Annotated in this window: 20 protein-coding genes; 1 reads left to right on the top strand and 19 read right to left on the bottom strand. The window is 39.7% G+C overall.

Annotated features, from left to right (window positions below; translation table 11 throughout):
* Position 1: 1 nt before the first annotated feature.
* The 13 genes from dacB to ATG70_RS07305 all read right to left on the bottom strand — a co-directional run bounded on the left by dacB (position 2) and on the right by ATG70_RS07305 (position 10,136).
* A complete protein-coding gene (gene dacB, locus ATG70_RS07355; RefSeq protein ID WP_257147637.1) occupies positions 2-1,438 on the bottom strand; it encodes a D-alanyl-D-alanine carboxypeptidase/D-alanyl-D-alanine endopeptidase in 1,437 nt (478 codons plus the stop codon).
* A gap of 134 nt (positions 1,439-1,572) precedes the next feature.
* Complete coding sequence (locus ATG70_RS22440; protein WP_160919521.1) at positions 1,573-1,719, bottom strand: hypothetical protein; 147 nt, start codon at positions 1,717-1,719, stop codon at positions 1,573-1,575.
* Between the two features lie 176 nt (positions 1,720-1,895).
* Positions 1,896-3,071: an acyl-CoA dehydrogenase family protein gene (locus ATG70_RS07350; protein ID WP_098443685.1), complete on the bottom strand. Its 1,176-nt coding sequence runs from the start codon at positions 3,069-3,071 to the stop codon at positions 1,896-1,898.
* A gap of 96 nt (positions 3,072-3,167) precedes the next feature.
* A complete protein-coding gene (locus ATG70_RS07345) occupies positions 3,168-3,923 on the bottom strand; it encodes a pirin family protein (protein ID WP_179886214.1) in 756 nt (251 codons plus the stop codon).
* Positions 3,924-3,997: 74 nt separating this feature from the next.
* Positions 3,998-4,543 carry a hypothetical protein gene (locus ATG70_RS07340; RefSeq protein WP_098443683.1) on the bottom strand — a complete coding sequence of 182 codons (546 nt, stop codon included), beginning with the start codon at positions 4,541-4,543 and terminating at the stop codon, positions 3,998-4,000.
* Between the two features lie 81 nt (positions 4,544-4,624).
* Positions 4,625-5,452, bottom strand: a complete 828-nt coding sequence (locus ATG70_RS07335) for an aldo/keto reductase (RefSeq protein ID WP_098443682.1) — start codon at positions 5,450-5,452, stop codon at positions 4,625-4,627.
* Between the two features lie 166 nt (positions 5,453-5,618).
* Positions 5,619-5,753, bottom strand: a complete 135-nt coding sequence (locus ATG70_RS22770) for a hypothetical protein (RefSeq protein ID WP_255461985.1) — start codon at positions 5,751-5,753, stop codon at positions 5,619-5,621.
* Between the two features lie 91 nt (positions 5,754-5,844).
* Entirely contained in the window at positions 5,845-6,036 is a 192-nt protein-coding gene (locus ATG70_RS07330; protein ID WP_098443681.1) for a hypothetical protein, read from the bottom strand.
* An 87-nt stretch (positions 6,037-6,123) separates the two neighbouring features.
* A complete protein-coding gene (locus ATG70_RS07325) occupies positions 6,124-6,744 on the bottom strand; it encodes a methanogen output domain 1-containing protein (RefSeq protein ID WP_098443680.1) in 621 nt (206 codons plus the stop codon).
* 76 nt (positions 6,745-6,820) lie between these two features.
* Positions 6,821-8,131 carry a lysine N(6)-hydroxylase/L-ornithine N(5)-oxygenase family protein gene (locus tag ATG70_RS07320; protein ID WP_098443679.1) on the bottom strand — a complete coding sequence of 437 codons (1,311 nt, stop codon included), beginning with the start codon at positions 8,129-8,131 and terminating at the stop codon, positions 6,821-6,823.
* Between the two features lie 102 nt (positions 8,132-8,233).
* Positions 8,234-8,653, bottom strand: a complete 420-nt coding sequence (locus ATG70_RS07315; RefSeq protein ID WP_098443678.1) for a DUF4395 domain-containing protein — start codon at positions 8,651-8,653, stop codon at positions 8,234-8,236.
* A 105-nt stretch (positions 8,654-8,758) separates the two neighbouring features.
* A complete protein-coding gene (locus ATG70_RS07310) occupies positions 8,759-9,055 on the bottom strand; it encodes an antibiotic biosynthesis monooxygenase family protein (protein ID WP_098443677.1) in 297 nt (98 codons plus the stop codon).
* A 13-nt stretch (positions 9,056-9,068) separates the two neighbouring features.
* The gene (locus tag ATG70_RS07305) at positions 9,069-10,136 is read right to left on the bottom strand and encodes a nitric oxide synthase oxygenase (protein WP_098443676.1); all 1,068 of its coding nucleotides are present in this window, start codon (positions 10,134-10,136) and stop codon (positions 9,069-9,071) included.
* Positions 10,137-10,381: 245 nt separating this feature from the next.
* Here ATG70_RS07305 and ATG70_RS07300 point away from each other — a divergent pair, with 245 nt between their 5' ends.
* Positions 10,382-11,620: a YeeE/YedE family protein gene (locus tag ATG70_RS07300; RefSeq protein ID WP_257147766.1), complete on the top strand. Its 1,239-nt coding sequence runs from the start codon at positions 10,382-10,384 to the stop codon at positions 11,618-11,620.
* 86 nt (positions 11,621-11,706) lie between these two features.
* Here ATG70_RS07300 and ATG70_RS07295 read toward each other — a convergent pair whose 3' ends face one another.
* The 6 genes from ATG70_RS07295 to ATG70_RS07270 form a co-directional block, all read right to left on the bottom strand.
* The gene (locus ATG70_RS07295) at positions 11,707-11,913 is read right to left on the bottom strand and encodes a DUF6501 family protein (RefSeq protein ID WP_098443674.1); all 207 of its coding nucleotides are present in this window, start codon (positions 11,911-11,913) and stop codon (positions 11,707-11,709) included.
* A gap of 124 nt (positions 11,914-12,037) precedes the next feature.
* Positions 12,038-13,333, bottom strand: a complete 1,296-nt coding sequence (odhB, locus tag ATG70_RS07290; RefSeq protein WP_098443673.1) for a 2-oxoglutarate dehydrogenase complex dihydrolipoyllysine-residue succinyltransferase — start codon at positions 13,331-13,333, stop codon at positions 12,038-12,040.
* Complete coding sequence (locus ATG70_RS07285; RefSeq protein ID WP_098443672.1) at positions 13,326-16,184, bottom strand: 2-oxoglutarate dehydrogenase E1 component; 2,859 nt, start codon at positions 16,182-16,184, stop codon at positions 13,326-13,328. Before ATG70_RS07285 ends, odhB begins: the two co-directional genes overlap by 8 nt.
* 389 nt (positions 16,185-16,573) lie before the next feature.
* On the bottom strand, positions 16,574-17,557 hold the full coding sequence (locus tag ATG70_RS07280) for a quinone oxidoreductase family protein (RefSeq protein ID WP_098443671.1): 984 nt from the start codon (positions 17,555-17,557) through the stop codon (positions 16,574-16,576).
* A 123-nt stretch (positions 17,558-17,680) separates the two neighbouring features.
* Positions 17,681-19,018: an aspartate aminotransferase family protein gene (locus ATG70_RS07275; protein WP_098443670.1), complete on the bottom strand. Its 1,338-nt coding sequence runs from the start codon at positions 19,016-19,018 to the stop codon at positions 17,681-17,683.
* A gap of 15 nt (positions 19,019-19,033) precedes the next feature.
* Positions 19,034-20,500: a CoA-acylating methylmalonate-semialdehyde dehydrogenase gene (locus ATG70_RS07270; protein ID WP_098443669.1), complete on the bottom strand. Its 1,467-nt coding sequence runs from the start codon at positions 20,498-20,500 to the stop codon at positions 19,034-19,036.
* Between the last annotated feature and the right edge of the window lie 104 nt (positions 20,501-20,604).

Here is a 20,604-nt window from a genome sequence, read left to right as displayed (position 1 = left end):
ATTACAATACCTCACCCGCTAATATAAGCATAATTTCATCTTCAATTTTCTCCATTTCTTCTTCATCAAGAAAGTTATTCATAATCACTGAAAAAACTAGAGGCTCTTTCCTTTTAATATAACCGGACATTGAGGTAACCCCTATTAGCGAACCAGTTTTAGCGATGATTACATTTTCAGCAGAAGTTTGTCTTAACCGCTCACGTAGTGTACCCCCTACGAACCGCTCTTGAGCTCCTGCTACTGGGAGAGAATCAAAGAACGATGCAAACCAATTCTTACTTTGTAATGTATATAAAAGCTTCGAAAGTTCGTTTGGTTGAATAAGGTTCAGTTGCGAGATGCCGGATCCGTCTCGTAGACACATGTTATTAGGATTTAACCCTTCACTTCTCAAAAAAGTCTTAACGACTTCTAACCCTGCTTCAAAGCTCCCTTTTCCTAAATGAACCCTCCCCATTTCTTTTAAAAGTACTTCTGCGTGTCCATTATTACTTAGTTTCATGAACGGTATGAGTAATTCAGAAAGCGGCATCGATTTCTTGGATAAAAGCGTTTTTGCATGGCTAGGTGTAGACGCAATCTCTTTTTTGCCAGATAGAGTGATGTGATGTGTTTGCAGCGATTCGAAAAAAAGGTCCATTACATAAGCGGAAGGATTCCAAACAGCGATCCAATTCGTTTTCGGATCACCAACCTGTGAAATAGTACCTGAAATAGTGATCGTGTTTGACCCATGATTCCGTTTAATAACAAGTTCCCCTTCTTCTTCAGAAGATACGGTCGTTGCCAAATTATTAATGTCGACATAATTAGTTTTAGGATGAAGCACGACTTCTGGTGCACTCCCGATTTCCCCTCCCGAAACAGTCACCATAATAGTTCCTGCATCGTAATCGGTATTTGGAGAAACGGTAAGCGCTGAAATTTGCGCTCCATAATATTCGTGCTCATCGCTCCAAATCATATCTTCAGAAAGATGCTGATCATCAAACCACGATTCATCTGCTACTACATTTCCTTCGATCCGTTTCACACCAATTGATTTAAGCTCACTAACAAATTGATCAAAGTCTTCTCTTAAAAGGGTAGGGTCTCCCTTTCCTCTTAAATAAAGATTGCCAATTAAAGTTCCGTCGTGTATTTCGCCATCTGTACAAACCTCAGTTGTAAAACGGTAATCAGAACCAAGCATTTCGAGGGCAGCAGCTCCAGTAATGAGCTTCATATTTGAAGCAGGAGTTAGTCTTGTATCTCCATTATGATTAAAAAGTAAATCCCCAGTTTTTGCAGATCGAACGCTGACTCCAGCAATTGCTCCTTTGAGTCGATGATCGCTTAATATTCTATGTAAAGATGATGACCATTTTCCTTTTTGATGTAACGTGCCTTTCCCTTGTTTACAGCCCATACTTAAAATAAGAATACTAGATAACATCATTCCATAACCGATTGTTTTTTTAGATAAAATAAGACCTACATCCTTTCCAATTAAAATAGAGCCGAAGCGATTATTCTTTCGCGCGGCTCTAAGCTATAATGCATTTATTAAGAGACTGTCATGAAAGGAAATCATTTATTCTCCTTCAACTCCTGTTCTTTTTGGCTATTCCTATTATAGATACCTTGTTCTTTTAATGCTTGCTCCTTACGCTCCATTTCCCATGGATAAGTTAACAACAAGCTTCCACTTAAAGAAACGGTTCGACGTTCTCTCACTTTTCTCCCCTCCTTTCGTTTCTTAATGATCTATTTCGCTATTCGAATGGTTTTTTCCTTTTTTTCTGACTAATTTAAATCTAATGAACTAGATTGCTGGCATATTGAAACATGTGATAGTAAAAAACGTCTAATTGGAGATGGTTTCATTTTTTTCTCAAAAAAAAAATCTCCCCTTAGGAAGATTCATAATGACTGATGGCATTCCCTGCAAGCATGGAAATAACAGCGTCATCCATTGGTGGATTGTGTAAACCCGCTCTTACGTCACGATAATGTCGCTGCATTGGGTTGTCCTTAAAAAGCGCTCTAGCTCCAACAATTCTCATTGCCTGATCTACCACATTAGCTGCGCTATTTGTCGCAACATGTTTAACAGCAGCTAGTTCAGGTCCCATTTCTGACCTTTTTTCAGGTTCAGAAACCCATCTTAAAGCAACAGAATACATCATTTCTCGTGCTCGCATCAATTCTAATTCCATTTCGCCGATTTTCCGCTGCACTTCGGGTACCTCTTTAATGGGACCGGGTAGACTATTCGGAGAATATGTAGATGCAAAAGCGATCGCTTCATTTCGAGCAGCTATTGCAACTCCTAAATAACATGCAGGAATGTGAAGAAGCCACGCTTTTGGTAACTTACTCTTAGGGGATTCAGGACCTTCCACTAAAGCATCCTTCGGTAGGAGAACATCGTTTAGTACAAGATCATCACTTCGTGTCCCTCTCATCGAGATCGTATCCCATTTTTCTTCAATCTTGACACCTGACAGGTTCATATCAATAAGGAAAAAACCTTTTTGACCTGTATCTCCAATTTGAGCAGAAACAAGCGCGTATTGGAGTCCAGGTGCCATTGAAGTAAACGACTTTCGTCCGTTAACAATCCATTGTCCATCTTTTTCTGTTGCCTTCGTTTCTGGCATTCCACCACGGGTCGGACTTCCTGTCGCAGGCTCTGAAGCGGCACGATTAAACAGAGCATTTTCTTTCATAACAAGACGACTAAGTCGTTCAAAAACGTCATCTGTCCACGTTTGCTCGTCTCTCATTTCAAGCATAAGCCCAAGGTGCCAACCAATAGAGAGCGCGGTAGCAGCATCTCCTGTTGCAATACGCTCTTGAAGCATAACAAATTCATATAAATCAATTGCTTTTCCACCAAACTTTGCTGGAACAGTTAAGGCAACATATCCGGAGTTCTTTAATTCTTCGAAATTCTCAAAAGGAAAACGACCTTCCTTGTCGATTGCATCGGCCCTCTCAGAAAACGAATCTGCGAGCGTATTCGCCATCTTCAGTAATTTCTTCTGCCGATTATTTTTTAGATAAGAATGATATAAGTGATTCATTATAAGATTCCAGCCCTTCCAATTGATGTATACTATCTATCGTACACTACAAGAGGAATTAATCTCCAGTAAATCGATCGGGAAAAGCATATAAGATTATTTTCGAAGGAATGGATAACTGACTGATGTCGGAACCTCAATTATTAAAAGTCGCGTCTTTTCTTTAGCTTGAACGATCATTTCAACACGTTCTGCACCATCAATAACAAAAAAATCTTTCGCTTCATAAACATGCTCATTTAGTTCACCAACACCCTCTAAAACAAGAACACTGAGCGAGCGTCCTTTAGTTAAGGATTGTTGAAACATGATTTCGTCCTCAATCAAAACATCCCACATAAGTGCATCTGTTTCGAATGAAACAGGGGAATCATCTCCTAGAATTTCTTTTATTTTCACTCCATCTTTAACGATTGTTTGAAACTCTTCGTGTTCAAACTGTTGGTAAGTTGGTTTGCGACGCAGGGCTTCTCGTAAATGAGGCTCAAACCAAATTTGAAATCCTTGCATATCTGGACCAACGAACCCTTCCTCATGAGAAACACCCGATCCTGTTTGCATCACTTGAAGGCCACCGGCTCCCACAACACTTCTAGTTCCTAGTGAGTCTCCGTGCTCTGCTTTTCCACTAATAACATACGTAATGATTTCAAATCCTTGATGTGGATGGAGAGGGATATACCCTTCATGCTCTGCTTTAGCCCATGCCCAATAAAACAAAGGACCAACTCGTTTTACCTCTGATCCTTCTCCTGGAAAGCCAATTGGCTTTTGTTCTGTGATTTTACCACCATCAAATTCCCCTACGCCCTGCTGATTTACACGAAAACGTTGTATACGCAATTGACTCATCTCTCCTTTTAATTATCTCGAATTCGAGATAATTTTATCTCCTTTCCGTAACATTGTCAAATTTAATGAAAATGCTACCTCATCCATTTATACAAGATATCCTTATAGTAGAATTCAGGGGAAATCACAAGCGTCATCTCCTTTGCATTTCGATCGACAGCATAAATGAGCACAAGCCGAAATGAACCTTTGCTTTTCATCATGAATTTGTTCCAACCGTCTTGTTCAATTATTACAAAGTCGGCAGGTGCTACTTGCGAACCATTTACTTGTAGTTTCGAATAATAAGGCTTGAAATCGAGGCCAGTTTCTTGATCGTTTTTCGCATAAAGTTCAAATCCAATATACTCTTGTGTTTTATCTAATTCTTTTAACTTGGCTTCTTCAGGCAATTCATCCAACACATGAACTTCCAATCGAAAAAGCTCCTTCCCATCCATATCTTCTTCGACATAAGGCTCACCAGGTTCATAGTACTCATGATCTTCCTGAGTCTTCGCGATAGGTGCTAAAGAATTCACCGCTTCTATACTCGATTCTCGAATCATCGTATACCACACACCTGAGAAAAAAGTTACGATCAATACTAGTAGTACAGATCCATACAGCCATTTCCTCATTTTCTTCTCTCCCTTCACAATACAGACGTAACAAAAAAGGAATGGTTGCATACAAAAAGCCGGCACATGGCCGGCTTCGTCTTAAAAATCAAAGTTGTCAGGATCAGGACCCATTCGTTCATTCTGATTTAACTCATCAAGCGCGCGAATGTTATCTTGTGTTAATTCAAAATCAAAAACATCAAAGTTTTGTTTAATACGCTCGGGATTTGACGACTTAGGAATTGTCACTACTTCATGTTCAAGATCCCAGCGAATGATCACTTGAGCAGTAGATTTACCGTGCTGTTCTGCAATTTCTTTCACAACTTCATGATCTAATAGTTTTCCCTGTGCAAGTGGTGACCATGCTTCTAGTTGAATAGAATGCTGTTTACAATACTCACGAAGCTCTTTTTGATTTAAAAGTGGATGGAATTCTACCTGGTTTACCATCGGTTTAATTTCTGCATCTTTCATTAAATCTTCAAGGTGATTGGGATGGAAATTGCTGACCCCAATGGCACGAATTCGACCATCTTTGTAGAGCTTCTCCATCGCTTTCCACGTCTCTTTATATTTGCCCTCTACGGGCCAATGAATTAAATAAAGATCTAACGTATCAATTCCAAGCTTTGAAACCGTATCTTCAAATGCTTGAAGGGTTGAATCATAGCCCTGATCATCATTCCATACTTTTGATGTAATAAAAAGTTCTTCACGTGGTGTACTGCTTTCTTTAATAGCAGCACCAACACCTTCTTCATTTTTGTATGCAGCAGCAGTATCGATCGCTTTATATCCTGCATCAATTGCGGCATTGACTGCTGTTTTTACTTCATCGTTATTCTCCATTTTCCAAACACCAAGACCAAGCGTTGGCATTTCTACGTCATTATGCAATGTTGTAGTTGTCCATTGTTTAACCATTTGAAATCTCCTCCATTATTCTTATACTCATAAGAAGACATTTCCCATTCATGGCATAATCTAATCATTTTTTTACAGTTTTATATTTTGTATTATTAACATTGAAATTTTATTGCTTTATTTCTAGTCACGCAAAAATCAATAAAAAAACCATCCAAAAGGATGGCTAGAATTTAGTCGGTTTCTGTTTTAATCTTGATTTTTTATTCGAGTGTGCAATTGGAGAAGTTTGTACTTTTTCTCTCTCTGCTTTCGCATCCTGTTCGAATGCCTGCATGCCTTTTCCAAACAAAAGACTCATGATCTATCCCTCCTTATGTGTAACGTTAGTCCACCATTTCCGATTTTATTTCTTCTAAAACTTCATTTTTCAAATTTCTTCTAAAAAAATTTTATTGTTTTGAAAGTACGTTTGCCGTTTCACTACAATGAGATTGAACAGCTGTTAATCCATCTAATGACTGCTGTATGCGATCTCGATTTTGATCCTTCTCAACTGTTGATAATGCTTGTTGCAAACAACGACTCGCTTCTTCTAGAGCTTGACAACTCTCCTGAACATATCCTCTAGCGTTTTTCTCCATATTTTTCACCCCTTTGTGATTAGTTTCTGATTAATTCAGAATTTCATACAAAAAACCAGCCCGTTTACTGCCAGGCTGGTTTTAGATCTAACGATTGTCAACTTGATTTTTAAGTTCTTCTAATTCTTGAACCAATTTCATTACCATCTCGTCACTCCGTTTTAACTCTTGGTTTAAGAGTGTGATCGTATCTTCTTCCCACGTAAAAGGATCACCATTCTCTGGCGTTACCGGGAGGTTTTCATATCGGTCTCCCGTTTCAATTCCAGGTTCAAACGCTATCATTACTTCACAAACCGGGTCACCAAGTGCAATTCTTTGCCGAAGATTTACTTCTCCATACTTAAAATGCCTTGCTGCGATTCCCCCAAACACACTTGATGTCATGGTACAAAGATGTGGTGCGTTCGTTACTTGATCTCCAAATGGACAGCGATTCGCTTTCACAACCACATAGGTAGGAGTAACTTCTGATATATAGAACTCTCCTCCAATGGAATTCTTGATATCAACGATCACCCTGGCATAGTCATCAGGCGTCCATTCAAGAGGACGATAGTGAGACTCTAGCCACTCTCCCGTTCTAATTCCAAGCTGTTTGATGTATTCTTCTGCAGCAGATCCAATTGCTCTATGATGAATGCTCGCGTACTGAGTAAGCAATTTTGCAAGAAAATTGTTGGATGTTAGTGATTGGTATTGATTCATCGGACCATCACACTCATCACCGTTCCTTTCTATTTTCTTTTATCATAAAATGTTTACCTATAAATAGAAAGTTTAACTACTCTTTTACTTCAAATTGTTGAAAAATATTTCCTTCAAGGATCGGATAAAACTCTTTTCCTAAAAGCTCATTAATAATAATTTTATTTCGATTAACAGCAAGCCCTAAATTTGTTGATCCTACTCCGTGCGTATGTTGCATGCCGCTGTGTACAAAGATATTCGCATTCGCTTCTTTCTTTAATCGAAGACGGTAATCCTTTGTTACATGGTAGCGTCCCTTTTCATCCCACTCAATTAAATGATTAAGGTCTTCAAGGCAGTGAGGAATTAAAGGTCGATAGCCAGTGCCCGCCACAACAACTTCACTTTCAATAAGAAACTTTTCATCCTTTTGCCATTGACGACATTCTAATTCATAACCAGTACCGTCTTCTTTTTCTTTAATCCCGTTTACTTCGATTAACGGCATTAATGTGACATCCATCTTTTCGCCACCTACAGATTGTTCATATAACAGGTTATATATGTCAGTAATAGTATGTGGACTAATTCCCTTGTAGAGAAGCTGTTGACCACTAAAAATGTCATCTTTTTGAGCCTGAGGTAGGTCATAGAAATAATCGATATACTCGGGTGAAAAATGCTCAAGGCTTAATCTGGTTTCCTCCATTGGGAAAAACCCCTGTGAGCGTGTTATCCAATTAAGTGAATACCCATGCTCTTTTCGGTCTTTCAAAAGTTCCCTGAAAATTTCTGCAGAACTTTGACCTGACCCAATAACAGTAATACTTTTTGCCTTAGAACATCGTTCAGTGTGCTGAAGGAATGTTGATGAATGAAATACATCTTCTTCTTTCATCCCCTGAAGTGATGAAGGTAAAGAAGGAACGGTTCCAACACCGAGTATCATATTTTTAGCAAAGTACGTATTCACTTCATGTGTTTCAAGGTTTTCAACAACCACTTCATAATGTTCAACAGGATCTCCTACAGGTACAATGCTCGTTACTTTTGTTCCAAATTGGCAGCTTTCCAACTGACCCGCTGCCCATTGGCAATAGTGGTTATATTCATTTCGAGGCATTTCAAGTCGTTGCAAGAAATAGAAGTTATATAAGCGATTTTGATGTTTCAAATAATTTAAATAACTATATGGATTTGTTGGGTCCGCCATTGTGACCAAATCCGCCATGAAAGGTACCTGTAATCTGGTTCCTTCAATCAACATACCTGGATGCCAATCAAATTCAAGTTTCTGATCGAAAAACAAGGCATCCACTTCATTTATAGGTTCCAACAATGCAGCTAATCCTAAATTAAATGGTCCAATTCCTACACCGATTAAATCATAAATATTCTCTCTCATCCAAACCTATCCTTTCTAATCTTCATCTTATCTCTTTCTTAAGTATATCAGAAATTAACTTTTCAGGTTTTTCAGTCAAAAAAAAGACAGCCAAGCTGCCTTTTAAGAGTGCTGTGACCGTCTATATTGATACTGCTTCCATTGAAAACGAACAAAACAACCGATACAGAACCCTAGAATAGCGATAAACGAAGCTAAAGCTACTAGGACTGCAGCTGTGATTGCTAACCATTCAATGGAAAACATGTGAGCTATAAAAGAAATTGTAAGAAGCGATACTGCTATTTTTTGATTGAAATTTTGTTGCTCGGCATCCTCAGGAATATATTGATTAAGTGGTTTCATTAAGAATTGTTTTCCCACTTTCAGCACTGGATTAAAATGTAGTAACAAACCCATCAATCCAGCAATGAGTGGGATCATGAGGAAAAGCCAATGTGAAAAGAATACAAAACCTGTAGCAAATATAAAAATAAACGATTGGTTTAATCGAACTAATGGTCTGGGGATAGATGAAGGCATTCCAAAACCAACCTTTCTTATAGGAATATAACTATATCCTACCATACCCTTTTTTAAATCGAATGTATAGTTTTTTGCATCTAAAAAACCCACAAAGGTGTGGGTTTATAGATCTGAATGAACGGGTGTGAGGTGCTCCATCTCTACATTTTCAAGGAATGGCTCCACTAAAGACGTAAATTTTTCAAATCGATCGGATGACATGAAGCCTTCAGTATGTGAGGCAAGTGTCTCCCACTCAATGAAAATGACGTACTTACGCTCTGATTCAATTGATTTCAACAAGCGGTAATGGATGTATCCTGCTGTTTCTGCAATGTAACGTACTGCTTCTTTAAATGTCGCTTCAAATGTTGATTCAAGACCTTCATGAATGGTGAAATAAGCTTTTTCAATAACCAAGTTTCTCCCTCGCTTAATAAGGTTTTGATTGATAAAAATAGTTCGGTGTTACAATTTTGTTTTTGTAGGGTTTATGGAAGATATGAGTCGTAGCTGGCGACACAGGTGGAATTAGCCATGTCCAATTTCCAGTAACTTCTCGCTCGGCCTTCTCTTCATTTTGCTCAAATTTTTGAAATTGTTTTGCGGCTGTATGATGATCAACAATACTTACCCCTTTATTTTGATAGGAATAAAGGACAGCCCTGTTTAGTTCAACTAATGCGACATCTTTCCATAGCGTTGCATTTGAACTTGTATCTAGGTCTAAAAGTTTAGCTACATCCGGCAAAAGGTTGTACCGATTAGTATCAGCTAAATTTCTTGCTCCTATTTCTGTGCCCATATACCACCCATTAAATGGTGCGGCATCATAACTAATACCTCCAATTTCTAATCGCATATCTGAAATGATGGGCACGCCATACCACCGTGCACGTAATGGAGTAAAATCGTAGTCCGGGTGTTGAATCACGACTTGAAGTACGTCTTCATTCGGAATTTCAACGAAACTTGGTATTGCTCCATCTATTGAGAAAACTAGCGGAAGTATATCATATTGTGTTCCCTTTCCTTCCCATCCAAGTTTCATGACTTCCTTAGTAAAAGCAACCGAATCAGGGTCCCCTATGATACCTTTATCAGTTTCATAACCTGCATAGCGAATAAGCTGATGATTCCAAACACGAATTTTACCTGGCTGAAAAATAGTAATCGTTGGCTTGATTTTTCCGCCGTTTGAAGCGGTGCGAATGTGGTGCAGGAGTGCACCCGCTACTTCTTTAGGTTTCGAAGCATACCTCGCATCCAATACAGTCATCGTATTCCAGAACAAGCGACCAATACACTTATTACTGTTTCTCCAGGCCATTTTAGCTCCTTGAGAAAGTTCATCATATGTATGTGTATAGGAACCAGTTGCTTTAATTTCATGCATAATTTCCTTTTTACGGTCTTGTATGCGTGACGGATCGATTGTTAGTTCAGCATACATTTGTTGAATAAAATCAAATGCTTTTTCAATTAATTGCTCATTATCCAATGTCTCGACCTCCAATAGCCTGAGACGGTTTTAAAACCTAATCTTAAGCTCCTGATGAATAAATTAACCTTCATTGCTACACGTGTCATTATAGCACAATCTCCAAGTAGAGAAAGATATGTCTATTTCATCGATAGAGTTAAAAAGATTTGGTATGTAATAGTTTACAGATATAAAAAATTCATGTAGGATATACAAATCAATTCATACTAAATACATCGGAATGAGGTGCATTATACATGGCAATGGAACAACCTGTTCACTCTTCAAAAACAAACTTACAATTACCTTTCTTAAAAGCTCCTCAAAAGCCCGTTTTAACAGGAGGCTTTTTGGTCATTGGACTACTCGCGTTAATCTTATTAGTGGATCAAGGAATTCAGCAATTTGTCTTATTTGGCTTAGGATTATTACTTGGCTATTGTTTATTACATGCAAGATTTGGTTTCACTTCTGCTTTCAGACAATTATTAAGTGTAGGAAATGGAACAGCAATTCAGTCGCATATGCTGATGCTTGCGGTAGCTAGTACGCTGTTTGCGCCGATTCTCTCTAACGGCTTTGGATTATTTGGAACGACTCCAACGGGATATGTATTTCCTGTTGGAACAAGCGTAGTGGTTGGTTCATTCTTATTTGGAATTGGGATGCAGCTAGGCGGGGGATGCGCTTCAGGTACACTCTATACAGTAGGGTGGGGGAAAACTGAAATGCTACTTACTCTTTTCGGTTTTATCGTCGGATCTGTCATCGGTGCATGGCACTTTGATTTCTGGGTAAATCAAATGCCTTCTTTTCAAGCTATCTCCTTAGCTGAAGATACTGGATTAGGATATTTTGGTGCCTGGATTGTGCAACTTGCATTGTTTGGGATTATTTTTTTCGCTGTAAAATTCATCGCTAAAAAACGACAGCCACCAAAAATGAAGCCTCTTCCTACAACATCAGGTTGGAAGCGAATTTTTCGTGGCTCATGGCCGATTTGGATTGCAGCAATCGCATTAGCTGTTTTAAATGCCCTCACATTGATATCGCGCGGAAATCCATGGGGAATTACATCCGCTTTTGCTTTATGGGGATCAAAAATCGCTTTGTTTCTTGGAATTGATGTAACACAATGGGGATATTGGTCAGGCGCGAAAGGTGAAGCACTCCAGCAATCGATTCTTACTGATTCTACAAGCGTCATGAACTTTGGTGTTATTCTTGGTGCATTTGTGGCAGCTGGCGCTGGCGGGGCCTTTATCATGAGAAGAGTGCCATTTAAGTTAGCAGCCGCATCGATCATTGGAGGACTGCTTATGGGATACGGTGCTAGACTAGCCTTCGGATGTAATATAGGTGCCTATTTTGGCGGAATTGCTTCCTTTAGTCTCCACGGCTGGGTTTGGATGGTCGTTGCTCTGGCAGGATCCTATCTTGCTCTTTATTTAAGACCGATTTTCGGATTGAAGAACCCTAACAAAAATGATCAATTTTGTTAACTTACGTAAGGGGCATTGGATATAATCCAATGTCCCTTTTTGCGCTAACAAAAAAACCAGATCACTTTTGATCTGGTTTCCTACACTTACTCTACTTCTTCAAAATACTCTTTATAAAACCCACCGATTTTACCACTATTGTCTAAGACGAATAAAAATTCTTCTGTTTCATTTTTCACTTCATAAATTTGACCTTCAGTTAAAACACGGTTAACCATGTACTTCTTGGCATCAGTATGTATGCACTTCACCTTTTTAATCGTTGATGTCTCTTTCCATGTTTGATGAATCAAATCTTTCACCCCTTTCAACTTTCTTTCTATTTTACATGACAGGAGCGATAAGATAAAGGATCCGCCTTCTCCTTTCAAAAATGTAGAAAAAGAACCTGAATCTACTGATTCAGGTTCTTTCGATTTATCCTTCTAGAAGAAGCTGTTCTGGATCTTCAAGAAGTTCTTTAATTTTAGCAAGGAAGCTAACTGCTTCTCCACCGTCAACAATACGGTGATCATAGGATAGTGCAATGTACATCATCGGACGGTTTTCCATTCGTTCCTGATCAATTGCCATAGGGCGCCACTGGATCTTGTGCATACCTAGTATACCAACTTGAGGTGCATTTAGAATCGGTGTTGAAAGCATCGATCCAAAGATTCCTCCGTTTGTAATCGTAAATGATCCACCTTGTAGTTCATCAAGTTTAAGTTTATTGTCTCGTGCTTTCTTTGCAAGATTACCAATTTCTTGTTCAATTCCTGCAAAAGATAGCTTGTCTGCATCACGAACGACTGGTACTACTAGTCCTTCTTCTGCTCCAACTGCGATACCGATATCATAAAATTTCTTCAGTACAATATCAGTATCCTGAATTTCCGCGTTTAAACGAGGATATTTCTTAAGTGCGCCAACAACTGCTTTCGTAAAGAAGGACATAAAGCCAAGCTTCACATCATTATCTTCAAGGAATTTATCTTTGCGACGTTTCCGAAGTTCCATAATTGCCGTCATGTCTACTTCGTTAAAAGTTGTTAGCATTGCTGCAGTATGCTGAACTTCAACAAGACGTTTCGCAATGGTTTGACGACGACGAGACATCTTAACTCTCTCAACCGGTTTGCCGTCATTCGCTTCAGGAGATGGTTTTTGTTGCTTAGGTGCCTCTTGTTTCTTTTCCTTAGGCGCTTCTTTTTGGTTTGCTTTGTCTGCATGAGCCTTCACATCGTCTGGTCGAACGCGACCTAATGGATCACGCGTTTCAACGTTATTCAAATCAACGCCTAGTTCACGTGCAAGCTTTCTTGCAGAAGGTGAAGCTACTGTGCGTCCATTCTCAGATTTTTCGTCTTCTGAAGAGTCTGTTGCATGCGCCTTAGATTCTTCGTTTGACTTTGCTTCTTCAGGTGCTTCTTTCTCTTCTTTCTTTGCTTCTTCTTTTGGAGAAGAGTCTTGATCTGACGACTTAGAAGAACTACCTTCTCCGTTGCCAAGATAAGCAATAATCTCTCCAACTTCAACATTATCGCCAGGCTCTTTCAAAAGTTCTTCAATGACGCCATCGTTTTCTGCACTCACTTCAATGTTAACTTTATCTGTTTCAAGCTCAACAAGGTTGTCACCTTTTTCAACTTTGTCTCCTACTTTGATTAACCATTGAGAAATGGTACCTTCTGTAATGGATTCTGCTAGTTCTGGTACTTTAACTTCAATCACGACGATTACCTCCTTGATGGGAAACAGTTTTAGATGGTTCTAGTACTTCCTGAATGATTCGTTCTTGATCTTTTTTATGCACATTCGGTTCTCCGCCAGCAGGACTTGAACGATCCGGACGTCCTACATAGCTTACAGAAACGCCTTCTGATGCCGTCTCCCTTAAACGAGGAGAAATGTAATTCCAAGATCCCATATTTTTTGGTTCTTCTTGCAGCCAGATAATTTCTTTGACGTTTGAATAGCGGTCAAATATGTTTTTCACTTCTTCTTCAGGGAATGGATATAGCTGCTCTACTCTAAGAACGTGTAGCCAATCGTACTTCTCATCAGAAGACTCTATTTCAGTTGCAAGGTCCACAGCTACTTTACCAGTACATAAAACAATACGCTCCACTTTATCTTTCTTTTCACCAAGTCCTGCTTGCTCCACAACACTCAAGAACTGGCCTTGACTAAATTCAAAGCCAGGAGATGATGTGCGCTGATTACGAAGAAGGCTCTTTGGCGTCATGATAACAAGTGGACGCACTTCCTGTTTCTCTAGAATAGCCGCTTGTCTTCTTAAAATGTGGAAGTACTGAGCAGCACTCGTTAAATTAGCAACTGTCCAGTTATTTTCAGCAGCTAATGTCAAGAAGCGTTCAACTCGGCCACTTGAATGTTCAGGACCTTGACCTTCGTAACCATGCGGTAGTAAAAGAACCATTCCTGATTTTTGTCCCCATTTAGCTCGACCGGCCGAAACGAATTGATCAAAAATGACCTGAGCGGCATTCGCAAAGTCACCATACTGCGCTTCCCAAATAACGAGCGTTTCTGGTGCAAATACGTTATATCCGTATTCAAACCCGACCACTGATGCTTCAGAAAGTGGACTATTGTGAATCGCAAAGGATGATTCAGCTTCTGGTAATTCATGTAGTGGGCAAAAAGTTACGCCTGTTTCTTTATCATGAAGAACGAGATGACGCTGAGCAAATGTTCCACGCTGAGAGTCCTGCCCTGTAATACGAATTGGCGTTCCGTCGCTAAGAATTGAAGCAAATGCCAACGTTTCACCTAGCGCCCAGTCTACTTTACCGCCTTCTTCTAACATATCAAGTCGGCGTTTTAGAATGCGCTCAAGCTTAGGATAGACATTAAATCCATCTGGACGGGTTAACAGCTTGTTGTTAATATCTTTTAGCGTTTCTAGTGAAACAGCTGTATCTATAGAAGGGAGTCCCTTAACAATTTCTTTTGGTGGTTGAAGCTCTTGTACTTCGCCATTCCCGTCTCCACCTTTAGCGATCTTGTCGTATTCGGTCTGAAGCTCAGAAAGTACTTCTTCATCTAACTTTTCGCCCTGACCGTCTTCTATCACACTTTGCTCTGTTAAATACTTTGCATAGCTCGCTCGAACAGTAGGATGATTCTTAATTTTTTCATATAAATGTGGCTGAGTAACTGCTGGATCATCCATTTCATTATGACCGAAACGACGATAGCCAATTAAATCAATAAGGAAATCTTTATTAAATTTCATTCGATATTCATACGCAAGATGCATCGCTGCAAGACAAGCTTCTGGATCATCGGCGTTCACATGAACAATCGGAATTTCGTATCCTTTTGCGAGATCGCTTGCATACTTTGTAGATCTCGAATCCGTGCTTTCCGTTGTAAAACCTAGCTGATTATTGGCGATGATATGAATTGTGCCACCCGTATGATATCCCTTTAGCTGACTTAAGTTTAGCGTTTCTGCTACCACACCTTCGCCTGGAAAAGCAGCGTCACCATGGATTAATATCGCAAAAGATTTAGTGAAATCTTGCTTCGGTTCACCTTTTTCATTACGCGTTTCTTGTGCAGCGCGAGCATAACCTTCTACAACAGGATCAACAAACTCAAGGTGGCTTGGATTATTGGCTAGTGTAATTGTTGCACTTGCTGTTTCCGAATCCTCGATTTGTCTGTCAGCACCCATATGATATTTGACATCGCCTGTCCAACCATAGTTAATACCCATTGAACCTTCAGAAGGAACGAGTTCCTTGTTTGGTGCATGGTGGAATTCCGCAAAAATCTTTTCGTAAGGCTTATTTAATACGTGTGTAAGAACATTTAAGCGACCACGGTGAGCCATTCCAATCATAACGTTCTTAGCACCATCACTTGCACCACATTTAATCACATCATCTAGCATTGGCACCATAGCATCAACGCCCTCAATCGAGAAACGCTTTTGGCCAACAAATGTTTTATGAAGGAATTTTTCAAAGCCTTCTACTTCTGTTAGTCTTCTTAGCAGTGCGATACGATCGTCATTCGTAAGCGTACGGCTTACAGAATCATTCTCAACCATCTCATCTAACCATTTACGCTCATCTTCCGCATGAACATGAGTAAACTCATAAGACATGGACTTTGTATAAAGATCCTGAAGTTTTTGAATTGCTTGTAGTCCATTGGTGACATCTCTTGGTGCGTTCTCCCAAATAACCTGAGCAGGAATCGCTTTCAAGTCTTCATCGGAAAGCCCGTAATTTTGAGGTGTCATGAAATCTTGATCAGATTTTTCATTCGTTAGTGGATTAATTGCTGCTGCCAAATGCCCATATGTACGAATGTTGTCGGCTAATTTAACAGCAGAAATAACCTTTTTGAGGTTGGCTGGCTGACTAGTAGATTCAATGACTTCCTGTGATGATGGTGGAGGTCCCCACTGATCAAATTTTTGACGCATTTCAGGATCAACTGACTCAGGATCCTCTTGATATTTCTCGTATAATTCAATGGCATAGCCAAGGTTTGGTCCATAAAATTCTTGCCATGGATGTTCCACTCTGGACTGTTTGGTATTCAAAGCATGCTACCTCCCTGCTGGGTTTAATCTTAAATCGTGCATTGAACGGTTTCTAACTTCGTTAAAGTTTAGTTTCTTACTAGTTCTTTACACTCTTTTCACTTTTTGAAACATTCTTTTAAAAAAACGCTTTCATTGATATTTTAGCATAGTATTAGATTGCTCACAAAACTTTCAAGCAAATTTCCGAAAAAATTTTCAACAATATCAAATTTTCACTGAAAAATATTTCGAATATTAACACAGTGCAATACTAAATTACCACAAAGTGTTAACATAGTGAATAGGCAATAGCGATTTTCTAACAGAGAATATCAAAACTAATTTCTCCATGTAAAAAAGACGACCAAATTCGATCGTCTTTGTTTGATGCACGCTTCTTTTTTCAATCAAGGAGTTAGGATTAACTTCCCTTTCGTTTGGCGTCCTTGAAGCATACGATGAACATCAGCTGCCTTTTCTAACTCAAAAACCCCGCCGATCGTCAATTTAAGTTCTCCACTCTGCATATAGTTTAGGAGTTCTTCTAGACTCTTCTGATAAAGAGACGGCTTACGCATCATCTGTGGTAGAAAAAAGCCAACTACAGACTGATTTTTCTCCATTAAGGAAGATGGATAAAAGCGGCTTTGTTCTCCACTTGCTACCCCATATATGACGAGTCGTCCGAAAGGTGCAAGGCAATTCAACGATTTTCTGAAAACGTCTCCTCCTGCCATTTCAAGAATCACGTCTACTCCCTTACCTTCCGTAGCTTCTAAAACTTCTTGTTCCCAGCCTTCTTTCGTATAATCGATCGTAATATCTGCTCCCATATCAGCTGCAAGCTTTCTTTTCTCTTCACTGCTTGCTGTACCAATAATTGTTTTAGCTCCCCATAGTCTGGCGAGCTGTACTGCAATTGTTCCAACGCCGCCTGCTGCAGCATGAATCAAAACCGTTTCTCCATTTTCAAAACGCCCCATTGTCTTAAGTGTGTGATAAGCACTTAATCCCTGTAGAGGGAGAGCTACTGCATACTGAGGATCAACGCCATCTGGAATCGCAATGAGTCCTCTTTCATCAGCTAACGTATATTCTGCATAACCTGTTGCATTTTTTGTGCCTAATAATGTGACCACCGAAGAACCTGGTTTTACAGAAGTCACTTTTTCTCCAACTGCTTTTACAACACCAGCCACTTCAGAACCTGGCACATACGGTAGAGGTGTTTCCACAACATATTGGCCTTCTCTTCTTGCGGTATCTGCGTAATTAACCCCGATTGCTTGAATCTCAATAAGTACTTCGTGTCCTTTTGGCTCAGGCACATCCAAGTCGATTAGTTTTAATACTTCCGGACCACCAAACTCTGTTAATTGAATCGCTTTCATTTTCATCCTCCTTTATCAACTAACCAGTCGGTATGTAACATCTTTACTATAAACCAATTATTTTAATTATTCAATCTTTTTTTATAACGAGTCCATAGGAAAAAGTGCGCGTGAGGCGCACCTTTATAAATGGGATATTCCTTCTACAATGGTATCCACAAGTAAATCGATGTCTTTTTCTTCGATCATTAATGGAGGGGCCATCGTAAGAACATTATTATAACCTGCTACGGTGTCACCATTTTTTCCGATGATTACTCCCTTCGATTTGCAATAACCGATCACTTTATTTAGTTCCCCCACGGCAAGCGGTTTTTTTGTCCTTTTGTCTTCAACAAGCTCAATTCCAATCAACAACCCTTTCCCACGGATATCGCCGACATTGGAATGAGAAGATAACTGCTCTATTAATTGACGCTTCAGCTTTTCTCCTAATTCTTGAGACCGGTCGAAAAGCTTTTCCCGTTCCATAATTTCTAGATTTTTTAGAGCAAGTGCGCATGATGCAGGATTACCTCCGAATGTATTTATGTGACGAAAGTGATCATATGAACCTTTCCCTTTAAATGCTTCATAAATTTCTTCTTTCACTGCTGTAGCTGATAAAGGAAGGTATCCACTCGTTAGCCCCTTTGCCATTGTTACAATGTCAGGTTTAACATCGTAATTCATAAAACCAAATGCTTTACCTGTTCTTCCAAAACCACAAATCACTTCATCACAGATTAAAAGAGCACCGTGCTTTTCGCATACTTCTTTTACGGATTTCATGTAATCTTGTTGAGGCATGATGATTCCTCCACCTGTGATGATGGGTTCCATGATCATTGCTGCTACAGTCTGACTCAGTTCCCAGGTCATCAGATCGTCAACTGCTTTGACGGACGCAAGTTGAACCCGATCGTCTTCTACATCACGGTACGTATCTGGTGGCTGCACATGTAAAAAGCCCTGGCCAAGCGGTTCATACTTATACTTCCGCTGTGCCTGACCGGTTGCAGCTAATGACCCCATCGTATTTCCATGATACGCCCGATAACGTGAAACAATTTTATGTCTACTTCCTTCCCCTTTTTGCTCATGATACTGCCTGGCGATCTTAAATGCAGTTTCATTTGCTTCAGAACCGCTGTTTGAAAAGAAGATGACATATCCTCCACCAAGCATTTCATTTAACTTTTCCGCTAATTTAATCGCCGGAGCATGTGTATGTGTTAAGGGATAATAAGATAGTTCTTTAAGCTGATCGAAAGCTGCCTGAGCGAGCTCTTCTCGACCATATCCAACATTCACACACCAAAGACCCGCCATAGCATCAAGAAATTGATTCCCATCGTAATCAGATAACCACGCGCCTTTTGCTTTTTCAATTACCATTGTCGATTTCGGATCATATGGTCGCATCGCATGCCAAACATATTTCTCGTCTTTTCCTGCAAGATTCTCGTGAGCAGTTTGCATACTCTTCTCTCCCCTCTAGTAGTCAAAGCGAGTTGTAATCATTTTTCTTCTTGTATAAAAATTGACACCATCTTTTCCATTTGCATGCAGATCCCCATAAAAAGAATCTTTCCATCCTGAAAAAGGGAAAAAAGCCATAGGAGCTGGTACACCAACATTAACACCAAGCATCCCCGCATCTGCTTCTTCACGGAATTGCCTAATCACACCTGCATCTTTCGTATAAATAGTCGCACCATTTCCATATCGTGATTTACGAAGAATGCCGAGAGCGGAATCGATCGAATCTGCATGTAACAAGCTTAGAACAGGTGCGAATATTTCTTCTTTCGCAATCGTCATATCAGGCGTTACTTCATCAAATATTGTTGGTCCAAGAAAGTTCCCTTCTTCGTGAGCATCTATTTCTCTGCGACCATCACGAATTAACGCTGCCCCTTCTTCTAATCCTTTATCGATATAACCTAGCACTTTTTCTCGATGAGATTTTCGGATAACAGGCGTTAGTAGAACTTCTTCATCTAAACCATTTCCCATTTTTAAATCATCTGCTTTTTCTTTAAGTGCAGAAATAAATGACTCACCATCTCCAACAATCACAACGGCACTACAAGCCATACACCGCTGTCCAGCACTACCAAATGTTGAGCTTATGACTTGTTGTACTGCTTTCTCAATATCAGCATCGGGCATAACAATATGATGATTTTTGGCTCCAGAAAGGGCCTGCACTCTTTTACCACGAGAGGCAGCTTCTTCATAGACATATTTAGCAACTGGTTGGGATCCGACAAATGAAATTGCTTTTATGTCATCATGTTCTAATAAGCCATTTACAACGTCATGTGCTCCGTGCACGATATTAAATACGCCTTTTGGTAATCCTGCTTCTGTTAATAATTCAGCCATACGATTAGCAAGAATTGGCGTTCGTTCAGAAGGCTTTAAGACAAACGTATTGCCACACGCGATCGCAAGTGGAAACATCCAATGTGGCACCATCATTGGAAAGTTAAAAGGTGTAATCCCTCCGACTACTCCTACTGGATAGCGGAACATTTCTGAATCAATATTTTCTGCAATCGTCAACAGATTGTCTCCCATCATTAAAGAAGGGGCACCTGTTGCAAACTCTACACACTCAATACCTCGAAGCACTTCTCCATGAGCTTCTTTAAAGCTTTTACCATTTTCTTTTACAACTAGTTCTGCTAGTTCATCATGGTGTTTCACTAAAAGGGAGTGATACTTAAAAAGGATGCGTGCCCTTTTCGGAACAGGTACTTTACTCCATGTTTGATAGGCAGCTGATGCAGCACTAACCGCAAGATCCACGTCCTCTTTTGAAGACAGTGGCACAAATGCTAGGTTTTCATCAGTTGCAGGATTTGGTACCTCAAGCGTATCTTTACTTTTGGCGCTCACCCATTCTCCGTTGACAAAGTTTTTTAATAAAGTGGTTCCCTTTTTTACAACAGTCATTACATGCCCTCCTTTAATCTTTCCTATTTTCATTGTAGGGGATGTAACGGCTTTCATTCATTAGACAAAACGTAACATGGATATGCTACGTTTTGTACACGTTG

It is taken from the genome of Bacillus sp. es.036, from assembly GCF_002563635.1.
In the GTDB taxonomy this organism is placed as follows: domain Bacteria; phylum Bacillota; class Bacilli; order Bacillales; family Guptibacillaceae; genus Guptibacillus.
This window is presented reverse-complemented; position numbering and strand designations above follow the sequence as displayed.

Bases quoted from the DNA above. Each gene is read 5' to 3' on its own strand.
- dacB (WP_257147637.1), bottom strand. From the start codon at position 1,438: ATGTTATCTAGTATTCTTATTTTAAGTATGGGCTGTAAACAAGGGAAA.
- ATG70_RS07350 (WP_098443685.1), bottom strand. From the start codon at position 3,071: ATGAATCACTTATATCATTCTTATCTAAAAAATAATCGGCAGAAGAAA.
- ATG70_RS07345 (WP_179886214.1), bottom strand. From the start codon at position 3,923: ATGAGTCAATTGCGTATACAACGTTTTCGTGTAAATCAGCAGGGCGTA.
- ATG70_RS07340 (WP_098443683.1), bottom strand. From the start codon at position 4,543: ATGAGGAAATGGCTGTATGGATCTGTACTACTAGTATTGATCGTAACT.
- ATG70_RS07335 (WP_098443682.1), bottom strand. From the start codon at position 5,452: ATGGTTAAACAATGGACAACTACAACATTGCATAATGACGTAGAAATG.
- ATG70_RS22770 (WP_255461985.1), bottom strand. From the start codon at position 5,753: ATGAGTCTTTTGTTTGGAAAAGGCATGCAGGCATTCGAACAGGATGCG.
- ATG70_RS07330 (WP_098443681.1), bottom strand. From the start codon at position 6,036: ATGGAGAAAAACGCTAGAGGATATGTTCAGGAGAGTTGTCAAGCTCTA.
- ATG70_RS07325 (WP_098443680.1), bottom strand. From the start codon at position 6,744: ATGAATCAATACCAATCACTAACATCCAACAATTTTCTTGCAAAATTG.
- ATG70_RS07320 (WP_098443679.1), bottom strand. From the start codon at position 8,131: ATGAGAGAGAATATTTATGATTTAATCGGTGTAGGAATTGGACCATTT.
- ATG70_RS07315 (WP_098443678.1), bottom strand. From the start codon at position 8,653: ATGCCTTCATCTATCCCCAGACCATTAGTTCGATTAAACCAATCGTTT.
- ATG70_RS07300 (WP_257147766.1), top strand. From the start codon at position 10,382: ATGGAACAACCTGTTCACTCTTCAAAAACAAACTTACAATTACCTTTC.
- ATG70_RS07280 (WP_098443671.1), bottom strand. From the start codon at position 17,557: ATGAAAGCGATTCAATTAACAGAGTTTGGTGGTCCGGAAGTATTAAAA.
- ATG70_RS07275 (WP_098443670.1), bottom strand. From the start codon at position 19,018: ATGCAAACTGCTCACGAGAATCTTGCAGGAAAAGACGAGAAATATGTT.
- ATG70_RS07270 (WP_098443669.1), bottom strand. From the start codon at position 20,500: ATGACTGTTGTAAAAAAGGGAACCACTTTATTAAAAAACTTTGTCAAC.